Below are 12,498 nucleotides of genomic sequence, written 5' to 3'. Positions count from 1 at the left end.
CTAGAAACGCTGCCCTTGGGGTTCAACTAAACGCTATTTCTTCATCGTTGTTCACAACTTACATGGAACAACCATGCGGTGTTGTTCACGCCTTGAACAAAAAGCGTTTACGTTGAACAAAATTCAACCTCGAAAGATCAACAGACCCTAGTAAGAGCTATTTAACAACTGCTCGTTATCATCCTGTTTTTATTAAAATAATTTTCCTTTATTATTTTTTAGTTTTTAGTTTTTAGTTTTTAGTTTTTAGTAATTGGGCAAATCAACACCTTGTACATCGCGTTAATTTGCCTAGATTCAGTCACTCGATTAATGGGCATTTTTATTAATTGGCTTAGCGACCACCGTATTGTTTGGAAAATCAGCCGCGTTATCGCCGGCACGTTTTGAATAGCGTAAATTGCGGAATTGACCTGCTGGCTTATTCATCGGTATTTCCATGCCACCTTCGTCGCTTAACATCGCGTATAAACGATTTTCCATGGTGTTAATCACCTCTTGGTATTGCGGCTGCGCAATTAAGTTTGTAGTTTCACCGGGATCATTTGCTAAATCGTACAATTCGTCGGTATCCCATAACCCGTAGTAAGTAATGTATTTGTATCTATCCCCTCTTAGTGCAAATACAGTTGGTGATTGAGGAAAGTTTTTCTCCCAGTAATAAACGTATAAAAAGTAATCTCGCCATTGAATTTTTTTATTTTGTGCTAAGGCAATAAAACTTTTTCCGTCCATATGCTCAGGCGTTTTCACTCCTGCCGCTTCTAAAATCGTCGGACCAATATCAATATTTGCGACCACTTGTTCGACCGTTTTGCCGCCTTCAAAAAGCTCAGGACATTGCATTAACATCGGCACACGGATAGACGTTTCATAAGCCACGCGTTTATCTATCAAGCCATGCTCACCAAACATAAAACCGTTATCACCCATATAGATAATTAAGGTTTCATCATAAATGCCCATCTTCTTCAGCTGGGCTTTAACCCGACCTATGCTGTCATCAACCGCGGCAAATGCTTCGGTATAATTTTGATAATATTGTTTAATATCGACTTCGCTATGGTAGGGAAAGTCAACGCCATGCCAGCTATTTCGCTGATCACGTAGCCAACGTGGGGTATTTTTTTGATAATCTTGTTGTTTATGCACTACCGGCAAAGAGACTAAATTGTCATACATGCCCTGATGGCGCTTGGCAGGGGTAAAGTTTGCATGCACCGCTTTATGCGACAAATACAGCATAAAGGGCTTGTCTGTTTTGCTTTGTTGCTCCATCCAATCAATCGCGTAATCGGTTAATTCATCGGTGATATAACCTTTTTGTGTGACACGTTTGCCGTTCACATTTAAGGTGTACTCTGGGCTAGGTGGTAAATAATGACCTTGACCGGCAAAACTTACCCAATGATCAAAGCCTTGTCGTTTTTCATCACTGTGGCGTCCCATATGCCATTTGCCAATAAAACCGGTGCTGTAACCTTGTTGCTGCAAATATTGTGGAAAATAGACAGTGCCTTTTTGTTCAAGGCGATTATTGTCGATCACTCGATGTTTATGGGTATAAAGCCCGGTTAGGATTGAGGCGCGACTAGGTGAGCATAACGAGGTAGTAACAAACGCATTTTTTAAATAAACCCCTTCATTGGCTATCGTATCAAGGTGTGGCGTTTTCATAAATGGATGACCAGTAAAACCCATGGCATCGTATCTATGATCATCGGTTAAGATAAAAACAATATTCCTTTTTTTAGCGCCTTCAATATTTTGGGCGTTTATTTCACTTGGAAATACCGATGCGATGACAAAATTGGCGCAAAATACATTCACCAATAAAGCGATAAATAAAATTTTAAATAGTAGTTTTAATTGGGTCATTGTTGCTCTCGTATTGTGTGTTAAATCAAGCAATAAAAAAGCAGTGCCCTTATTAACTAGATTTAGCTAACGGGTCACTGCTTATTGTTGATTATTCGGCGCTTTTGGCATCACCGTTTTTCTTTCTTTTTTTACCGCCTGTTTTCCAGCGTTTTCCTTTTTTTAATTTGGCGTCTTTCCAAGTCGCATAATCGGGCTCTTCGTATAAAGTCATCAACCGAGTAAGCTCTGCCTTCATCCGCACAACTTCTTGCTTATATTCGGGATTATTAATGGCGTTGTTCATTTCACTTGGATCTTTTTCTAAATCATAAAATTCCCATTGGTCGATATCGTTGTAAAAATGAATCAACTTAAAGCGTTGATCTCTCACGCCAAAGTGACGTTTTACTGAGTGAAAACCCGGATATTCATAATAATGGTAATAAAGTGATTGTCGCCAATTCTCAACCGGTTTGCCTTGTAAAATAGGCAATAGAGATTCACCTTGAATATCGCTCGGAATGTCTAAGCCTGCATAAGCTAGAAATGTCGGGGCAAAGTCAATATTTTGTACTAATTCTTCAGATACAGAGCCTGCTGGAATTTTGCCAGGAAATTGCATCAATAATGGCGTACGCATCGACTCTTCATACATAAAGCGTTTATCAAACCAACCATGTTCGCCTAAGTAGAACCCCTGATCTGAGGTATACACCACTAAGGTATTATCTGATAAGCCATTGGCTTCTAAATAATTAAGCACTTCACCAATGCTTTCATCAACCGCTGATATGGTGGCAAGGTAGTCTTGCATGTAGCGCTGGTATTTCCATAACGCCATTTCCTTATCGTTGAAATTGGCATTATTCATATCGTCATTACGTTTTTTATAAGCAGCGTTCCAAGTGTCGCGTTGCGCTTTTGTTAATCGAGCAAAGTGATCTGGCCAGCGGTCGTAACGTAGTTCGTTTGAATTTGCCGACTTGGTCATTTTTAAATCGTGACCTTCGTACATATCGCGATAAATATTAAGTTTTTGCTGCGCTGCAGCCGGTCGACCTTGGTAATCGTCAAAGTAGTTATCTGGCACTGGGAAATGCGTATTTTCGTATTGAGTTAAATGACGCAGTGCCGGCATCCAGTTACGGTGAGGCGCTTTATGATGCATTAATAAAGCAAAAGGTTTGCTTTTATCACGCTGCTTATCAAGCCACTGAATGCTGTACTCTGTAACCAAGTCGGTGGCATAACCTTCCACCTTTTTCTCAACGCCGGTTTGCGTAATAAAATCGGGATTGTAATACTCCCCTTGATCATTAAGCACTTTCCAATAATCAAACTCTAAGCCTTTTGGTGTTTTACCGATATGCCATTTGCCGATCACCGCCGTTTGATAACCCGACTGCTTTAGCATTTTTGGCCATGTTGGCTGACTTCCATCAAATTTTTGACCGTTATAAGAAAAGCCATTTTTATGACCAAACTTACCGGTTAACATCGCCGCACGGCTTGGACCGCACAATGAATTAGTGACAAAACCTTTATTAAAACGCATACCATTTTGAGCAATGCGATCTAAGTTAGGTGTCGGCGCTAGTTTAGATACTGGGTGACCATAAGCACTAAGCGCTTGAAATGCATGATCATCAGACATAATAAACAGAATATTAGGCTGCTGTTTTACTTCAGTATCTGTGTTATTTATTGCTACGTTTGCTTGGCTTGCGCTACTAAACGCACATAACGCACAAAACGCAATTAAGGGTTTAACCATTATTTTTTTCATTTATTTTCCTTTATTTATAACGCGTTAAATGCAAACTTTAGTCAGCGGTATTCGTTGTCTTTTTTATATAGGTTGTTTTAGTTGTACTAGTTGACTTAATTGATCGTGCTTTATTGCGTTTTTTCTTATCAGGCTGTGCAACAATATGCGGACCACCAAAGCGCTTTTGCCAGCTCCATTGCGGTTTTATCATGCTCGCAGACCAGGTTTGATATTGCTGAGTTAATTTTTTCGCCACTAATGGATATTGCTGATACACGTCTTTTTTCTCTGACATGTCTGTTGCTAAATGATAAAGCTTGGGCTGTTTAACGCCTTTAAGCTTAACTAGCTTCCACTCTTCATCCCTAATCGCCCACTGGTATAAAAAGCGCCAATATAAATATCTCGCTTTTGGCGTTTTACTTGTATTAGCTGTGTTAGCGGTATCAGTCGTTTTGGTTAAATAAGGCAATAAATTAATGCCATCAAGCGTATTAGTCGGCTTAACTTCATCATCGACAGCAGCAAGTACGGTTGGAAAAATATCAATTGCCGCCACCGGAAAATCCACTTGTTTATTTTTTGCAATTTTCTCAGGCCAATGCATTAAAAACGGCACGCGAATGCCCCCTTCCATTAAAGTGCCTTTAGTGCCATTAAGCGGCGTATTTAACGAAGCATTACCGGCAGTGCCTTTGATAGGTTTTCCGCCATTGTCGCTGTAAAAAACAATCAAGGTATTTTCTAATAACTGGTTTTGCTCGAGCGTGCTATAAACCTCGCCAATAGCGCGATCCATAGCGTAATTCATCGCTAACATAATGCGGCGTTTTTCTTCTTTAATATCGGCAAAACGTTTTAAGTCATCCGGTTTCGCTTGCAGCGGACCGTGTACGGCATTAAAAGGCAAATACAAGAAAAATGGTTGTTGTGTATTGTTTTGAATAAAAGCGACAGCTTCACGGGCAAACGCATCGGTTAAGTATTCTTTTTCAAGCACAGGTTGTTTATTTTTTTGCAAGATCTGCACTTTACTTTTTTCTGCGTAATAGCTGGCTGCGCCATTAATAAAACCAAAGAAATGATCAAAGCCGCGATTGTTAGGGTGAAATTCATCTTCTTTACCTTGATGATCTTTACCTATCCACGCCGTAACATAGCCTTGTTTTTTTAACTGCTCGCCAAGGTTTACTTCTGATGCTGGAATACCCGGTTTAACTGTGGAATTTTGCCTAAAAGCGCCCCCCGGGTTATCTTCAAAGCCAAAGCGGTTTTGATAACGCCCAGTAAGTAAACCTGCTCGCGATGGACCACATACCGGAGCCATAGCATAACCATTGCTAAAATAAGTGCCATTAGTGGCAAGGCGGTCAATATTGGGCGTTACTACGCCAATATCTTTAATGCCGTGATAACCAACATCGGCATAGCCCAAATCATCCGCTAAAATAACAATAATATTAGGTTTATTGGCCGCGTTTGTTTTGGAATTGTCCTTGCCGTGAGACGGCGCAACAAACATCGCAATAAACGTCGCAGACAGTAAACAAAGTCGTAATAATTTACTCATTTACTAACTTCCTGTTAGGCTAAACGAAGCCGACTGTGTGTTGTCTGAAGCGGTGCCGATATAAAGTTTAAATTCACCTGCCTCTGCGCCGTAGCTCATGTCTCGTCTGTAAAAAGCCAAGTCGTCTGCGCTAATGGTAAAGCTAACTTCTTTCGTTTCGCCTTTTTTGATCATCAGTTTTTCAAAGCCTTTAAGCTCTTTAACTGGACGTGTTACCGAGCCAACCAAATCTTGAATATAAAGCTGTACCACTTCTTCACCGTCATAATTGCCGCTGTTGGTCACCTTAACTTTGGCCTCAATAGTGCTTGTTTCTGTCATGGTATCGCTTGAAAGTTCAATATCGCTGTAGTCAAACTGGGTATAACTTAAACCATGACCAAAAGCATAAAGTGGCGTGTTTTCAAGGTTTTCATAACGCGAGCTGTAATTTCTAGCACCACCGGTTAAATCTTCACTAAAAGGTCTGCCGGTATTTTTCATGCTGTGATAAACCGGAATTTGGCCAACATTACGTGGGAATGACATAGGCAGTTTGCCTGATGGGTTGTAATCGCCTACCAATACATCAGCAATTGCATGTCCGCCCATGGTGCCGGCATACCAAGTTTCTAAAATGGCATCGGCTTTTTCATCTGCCCAATTAAGATTTAACGGACGACCGTTCATTAACACCAAGACGATAGGTTTACGAAGCTTTTTAAGTTCACGTAATAATGCCAATTGATTGCCCGGTAAGGTTAACGAGGTTCGGCTCGAAGCTTCGCCAGTCATTTTTTCACTTTCACCCATTACAGCAACAATCACGTCAGATTTTTTAGCAGCAACCATAGCCGCGCCAAAGCCTTTATTGGTATTGCCTTTGTAGTTATAACTCGCCCCTTTAGCGTAATTAATTTTAACCTTGTCACCAAGCTTAGCTTGCAAGCCTTCTAGTACAGTAACCGGTTGTTTTTTTCTGTCGCCTCGCCCCGCCCAAGAGCCAATCATGTCGGCTTTACTGTCAGCTAACGGTCCAATTAATGCGATTGACGTTAAATCTGCGGCTAAAGGTAAGGTTTGATTGTCGTTTTTAAGTAAAACCATCGATTTTCTCGCCACATCACGCGCAGCGGCTAGGTTTTCTTTGCTTAAGGTTTCACGTTTTTCGTTTGCTTCATTTGAGTAGCGATAAGGGTCTTCAAATAACCCTAATCGATATTTCATTGCTAAAATACGTCGTACTGACTTATCGATAGTCTCAATTGATACCTTGCCTTCTTTAACTGAAGCTTCTAAATGTTTGAAATAGTTTTGCCCTACCATATCCATATCTGCGCCAGCGTTTAGTGCAAGTTCGGCCGCGTGTTTGCTGTCTTTAGCAAAACCGTGATCAACCATTTCTTCCACCGCGGTATAATCAGTAACCACAAAACCTTCAAAGCCCCATTCATCGCGCAAAATATCATTTAGTAAATAATCATTTCCTGTCGCAGGCACGCCATTAAGATCGTTAAATGCAGTCATAATGGTAGCAACACCGGCATCAACTAAGGCTTTAAATGGCGGCAAATATAAACTGCGTAAACTACGCTCAGACACGTCGGTAGAATTGTAATCACGCCCACCTTCTGCTGCGCCATAAACAGCAAAATGTTTCGCTGTTGCCATTACCGTGTCAGGTTTTGATAAGTCATCACCTTGAAAACCTTTAACACGAGCAAGAGCGACTTGATTACCTAGATAAACATCTTCGCCAGCGCCTTCAGAAATTCGACCCCAGCGCGGATCACGTGAAATATCGACCATAGGCGCAAACGTCCAATGTAGCCCTGCTGCTGCCGACTCTCTTGCCGATACGCGGGCACTTTTTTCTATAGCTTCCAGATCCCAAGAAGCCGCTTCACCTAACGACAATGGAAAGATGGTTTTAAAACCATGAATGGTGTCGTAGCCGAATAATAACGGAATGCCTAAACGAGTTTCTTCTACGGCAATTTCTTGCAGCATTCGAGTTTGCTTAGCGCCGGTGGTATTAAAAATTGCCCCTAAATGACCTGCTTTAATTTGTTTCGCATAGTTTTTATTACGGTATGAACCGGTTAGCTGCCCTTTGCCGGCTTGTAAATCGAGTTGCCCTATTTTTTCTTTTAGGGTCATTTTTGCCATTAATTCATTGATGAAGGTATCCATGGCTTGACGATCGTCTTGCCATATCTCTTTGGAAACTGATGAAGAATTTGAAGTGTTGCTGAGCGCAGGTTTAGCGACACTTAACCCAGAGGTTAATGAACTTGCTAATACACATGAGATAACTAAAGGAAGTAATTTTTTTTTCATTGCTAACCGATTCTTTTATTTAAGCGTTATTAATAAAGAGCGCTTAGCAATGAAAACCCGTAATGATAATTTAAATTTTGTCTGTTTTAATTAAACCTTATCAATGCATTAGTCTGACAAATTAATTTATAGTGAGGTATTTCATAGCTGCTGTATAAAAAACTACTTAATAACCGCTTCACCGTCTTGCCAATAATATTTTTTGCCACCATTAAACTGCCGTAAATTACGCTTACACGGCCAATTTGCTTTTACCGGCTTGCCAATAATTCGCTCACCCGGTACGCCAATCGCAGTTTCCTTTTGCCAGTTATCGCCCGCTTTTGTCATGGTAGCGATTAACGCTTGATATTGGCTAAGCTTGGCTAAGTTGTTTTTTTCATTAGGATCGTTTGCCAAGTTAAACAGCTCGTTGCCCGCTTTAGTGCGAATCAGTTTCATATCACCCCGTCGCATGACTAGTCGCTCTCGGTGCATCCAAAACAAATCACGCTGCGCGAGCTTTTCGCCCTTTAATAAAAGGTTGGCAAGGCTAACCCCGTCAAACGTCTGCTTTCCACTGTAATCAATGTTAGCCACATCTAAAATCGTCGGCAGTAAGTCCATGGTTAACATCGGCTGAGTTTCTTCTCGCCCCCCAATAAGTTTGCCTTGCCAATACACTAACGTCGGTACTTTAAGGCCGCCTTCATACATGGTAACTTTATGTCCGCGAAGGTCGCCATTAACCTTGCCGTGTTTTACCCCCATGGGCTCGCCACCGTTATCAGAGGTAAAAATAACCAAGGTATTGTCTTCAATATTGTGTTTTTTTAAAGTCGCCATAATACGACCTACCCCTTGGTCCATCGACGTTAACATATCTGCATAACGGCGCATGTATTCTGCTTTTGGTAATTTGTTATCTACTTTGTAGGTGTAAAAATCATCAGTTCTTAACGGCGCATCGTTAGGGCCTTGCATTGGCACATGAACTGCCGCTTGAGAAAAATAGACAAAAAATGGTTTATCATGTGCTTTATCGATAAATTCAACCACCGCATCATTAAGTAGTTCCGTTACATAGCCTTTGTCATTATTGGGTTGATGATGTTTGTACCAGTCCACGTCACTTTCAGTATTGTGTTTTGAAATAAAGTCGATATTGCCATCTAAAAAACCAGTAAACTCATCAAAACCATGTGCTTTGGGTTGAAATTTTTCACTAGCACCAAGGTGCCACTTACCAAATATACCTGTGGTGTAACCAGCATTTTTAAGTATTTTTGCCATGGTGGGATTAGTTTGTGCGTCAAAACCTTTATCGGCTTCACAATGAAAATAGATATGATCTAAGCCAACCCGTTGTTGGTAACGCCCAGATAAAAGTGCGGTGCGTGTAGGCGAGCACACTGTGCTATTGGCGTAAAAGTTGGTCAATTTTATGCCTTGCTCGGCAAGTTTATCTAGCTCTGGTGTGGCGATGCCTTGCCCGCCAAAACTGCTTAAACCGGCATAACCTAAATCGTCTGCCAAAATAACAATAATATTGGGTTTCTGCTTGAGTTGCTGCTTTGCTTGCTGCTTTGTTTGCTGATAATTTTCTGCTTTTACGCCGAATGTGACCAAGATAAACGCCAACAAAAAACTGGCATTGACTAAAATTTTATTCATGAATAATGCTCTAGTTAACTTCAATAACAAAACGACTAACCACCTAAATGACTAGCCGTTTTATTGCTTCATTGCTTGCTTAAACTGCCAATTGAAATAAAGAAAATCCTTTATCAATATTTCAACTTAGCAGCGCTCAAACTATTTTATAAACGACCAGTGATAGACAACGACACCGTGCGCCCAGAGTCACTAATCGACTTAGTTAAGCCGTGTAAGTAGTAATCTCTATTTGGCTCATCCGTAATGTTGGATATACCTAAATTAATATTTAGGTATTGTACCGGTTTGTAGCTAAAGCTCGCATTTAAGGTGCTCGACGGTCGTACCCATTGATCGGGTACATTTTCAATACCAATATTACGAGCACGTTCGCCGCGGTAGGCATAACTTAAACGCGCATCAAACAAATCGGCATCGTAATACAAGGTGGCTGATAAGTTATCTTTAGAGACGTTTTTCATCAGATCTGGGCGAGAATTATCGATATAGGTATAGTTAACTTTCACACCGGTATCTTTTAGGAACGACGGTAAGTATTCAAACGGCTGCTCAAAACCAACCGTTGCCCCTTGTAAAATCGAACCGGTTGAGTCTGACTTTCTATAATAAACCGCTTCAGGATCGGTATAGGTTGTGCCTGACTCTAAATGTAAAATATTATCTTCTTGCTCTGTGGTGACTTTAGTTTGCGTTAAGGTGGCAATATCTTTGTAGAAAAGCGCCAGCGTTAGCGCTGATGATTTGTCAAAATACCACTCAACACTGACGTCGACATTTTCAGAAATAAAGGCGTTTAAATCTGGTGAAGGCTGGGTAATTTTAGCATGATCATCATTAGTGCCCACCTTGTCGAGAATGCGTAAATCTTGACGCAGCGGTCTGCTCATAGTTTGGCTCCAAGCACCACGCAATACCACATCTTCTGTTGCCATATAACGTAAGTTTAAGCTGGGTAAGTAATTATAATAGTTACGCTCTTCAGTCACTAAGCCAGGCACATAACGAGCGCCAAATTTAGGTGTGTAATCTTCATCAGCGTAGTCACCTTCACCTGCGTCAACCACATAATCTAATTTTTGACCGGTGACAAGTTGCTTAGTATGTACGTAGCGCACCCCCACATTACCGGTTAAATCACCGGAGCCATTTTCAAAATTAAGTCGAACGTACGCTGCGCCAATCTCTTCTTCAAGGTCGTCTCGCGCGCCTAAATCATGCTCATCGGTAAGTATCCCAACCTCTCTAAAGGTTTCTTCGGTCCAATTATTTTGTTTGATCATCGCTTCAAGATCCGGGCCCATCCAAGAAAACATCTCGCTGTCGTAATCTCGACCTAATGCGCCGTCAAACCAATCACCTACCGTTGGGCTCACCGAACGATATATCATGTCATCAGCACCCGGTAAAAAACTAATTTGTGTGCCTAGAATTGATTGCGGTTTTAAGGCTAACGATTCATCTTCAGTATAATGAAGACCAAACTGCACATATGTTGGGCTAAGTATGTCATTGCTTATGTCAAAGTCATATTCAACGTCAAAGTCTAATCCCCAAGAATTACTTTCATATTCTGCCCCCACTTGCTGACCATTGATTTTCAAATCAATATAATTTTCAGGTGTTGAAAAGATACTCATGGCAGTTGCAGGGTCGGTAAAAGTAATATCCCAAGTATTATCAATATCACTGCCGTCTAACAAAACATCAATCGAGTTGTTTGGCGTTGTATTGATGGCTTCAACTTGAAACTGTGTCGTTTTAGAACGGGCGATATTGGTACCAAATTTAAATGACCATTGATCTTTAAACCATTCTGCATCAAAAAAAGCGACCACAACGTCACTTTCACGTTCATTGTATTGGTTAGAAATATCAGCATGCATATTGGTTGGGTGCAGCGCAGTTAAATAAGCTCTTTGTTCGTCAAAATGTTCCCCTTGATACCAAACATTTGAACCAATAACACCTTCAGATAAATTGGCAATCGGCTTGAAACGCAATTGCGAGCGATTATTAATGGTGTCGTAGCTACTGTATAATACTTCACCAAAAAGTCTTAAATCGTCGGTTGGTCGCCACTCGAGGTTAGCAAAGGCAGCTGTTCGTTCACGAAAGTTTTGGTCTAAGGCATAATTAATCGACGCGGGTACGAAATACTCTTGACCACTTCCCGTCGGGTTGCCGGCTGCATCAACACCATCATTATCTATGCCATTGCCGTCATAATCTTTACCTGTAGCTTCTTTGATTTTTTTAGTTGGCGCGCCATTTAAACTTTTTTGACTTTCTGTGTTGTATTGCAAATGGTTAACACCAAAAGTAAAACCAACACTTTCATCTAAATACAAATCAGAAAACACCGCCAAAACATCGGTATTAACATCATCAACATTTGACGGGTTACTTAATGTTGCTTTAAAGCGAACCGCTTTTTTACCTACGTCAAACGCGCGCACACTTTTTAAGTTAACTACGCCAGCTAAACCACCTTCAATGTCATTTGCCATCGCAGTTTTGTGTACATCAACACTGGTCATAAATGCGGCAGGAATAATTTGTGAGTCAAAATACCTTTCGGTAGATAACGAGGTGGCAATAACACGTCCATTGTAAAGGGTGCGGTTAAAGTAACCGGGTAAACCGCGAATACTGGTACCGTTAACAACACCATCGTCGCCACGATTTACTTGTACGCCAGCGATACGTTCTAAAACATCACCGATTTCAACATCGGGTAATTTACCAATATCTTCAGCTGAGATAGAATCCATGCCAAATTCAGCATGCCTTTTTCGTGAAAGTGCTCGCGATAAGCTGTCTTTAATACCTGTGACTACAATCACCTCAGTTTCAGCTTTCTCTTTATTTCGTTCGGCTTTCTTTTGTGCAGCCGTTTTCACTTTATTTGCTTGTTGTTCACCATCAATGCTTGGCTCAGCTGCATACGCCGCGCCGACATTCATTCCAATAATTACCGCTAACGCACTTAACTTAAAGGTAGTGTTATTCATCTATAGTCCCCTTTAGAATTCACCTAAATCATTCTTATTTATAATAATTTATATATTTACGAGATATACATATGGCTGTATTGGCAACTTAAGCCACCACAACAACCTGCATAAATTCAATTAACTTTTGCTATCCCGTTACTAAAGAGTGTTCTCTTGTCAATATCCATAATAAAAACTTACATTTCTTTTCACTACCACTATTGTTACCACTAAATTTTCAATAAATATTAATAATAAAATCAGTCAGTTAATAAAATATCGAGCAACTAATAAAATTTTTCTTTACGGATCTTTACATAGCAACACTCTTT

6 protein-coding genes are annotated in these 12,498 nt (G+C 40.6%); all 6 read right to left on the bottom strand.

Annotated features, from left to right (window positions below; all coding sequences use genetic code 11):
- Positions 1–309: 309 nt before the first annotated feature.
- On the bottom strand, positions 310–1,878 hold the full coding sequence (locus ACRRSQ_RS19665) for a sulfatase family protein (protein WP_440877482.1): 1,569 nt from the start codon (positions 1,876–1,878) through the stop codon (positions 310–312).
- Positions 1,879–1,969: 91 nt separating this feature from the next.
- Entirely contained in the window at positions 1,970–3,646 is a 1,677-nt protein-coding gene (locus tag ACRRSQ_RS19660; protein WP_440877481.1) for a sulfatase family protein, read from the bottom strand.
- 37 nt (positions 3,647–3,683) lie between these two features.
- A complete protein-coding gene (locus tag ACRRSQ_RS19655; RefSeq protein ID WP_440877480.1) occupies positions 3,684–5,198 on the bottom strand; it encodes a sulfatase-like hydrolase/transferase in 1,515 nt (504 codons plus the stop codon).
- A 3-nt stretch (positions 5,199–5,201) separates the two neighbouring features.
- The gene (gene bglX / locus ACRRSQ_RS19650; protein WP_440877479.1) at positions 5,202–7,517 is read right to left on the bottom strand and encodes a beta-glucosidase BglX; all 2,316 of its coding nucleotides are present in this window, start codon (positions 7,515–7,517) and stop codon (positions 5,202–5,204) included.
- A gap of 162 nt (positions 7,518–7,679) precedes the next feature.
- Complete coding sequence (locus ACRRSQ_RS19645; protein WP_440877478.1) at positions 7,680–9,170, bottom strand: sulfatase-like hydrolase/transferase; 1,491 nt, start codon at positions 9,168–9,170, stop codon at positions 7,680–7,682.
- Positions 9,171–9,316: 146 nt separating this feature from the next.
- Positions 9,317–12,184: a TonB-dependent receptor gene (locus ACRRSQ_RS19640; RefSeq protein ID WP_440877477.1), complete on the bottom strand. Its 2,868-nt coding sequence runs from the start codon at positions 12,182–12,184 to the stop codon at positions 9,317–9,319.
- Positions 12,185–12,498 lie beyond the last annotated feature (314 nt).

The organism is Thalassotalea sp. PLHSN55 (assembly GCF_052030545.1).
Classification (GTDB): Bacteria; Pseudomonadota; Gammaproteobacteria; order Enterobacterales; family Alteromonadaceae; genus CANMXU01.
The sequence above is the reverse complement of the archived record's forward strand: the minus strand, read 5'-3'. Positions and strand labels throughout refer to the sequence as shown.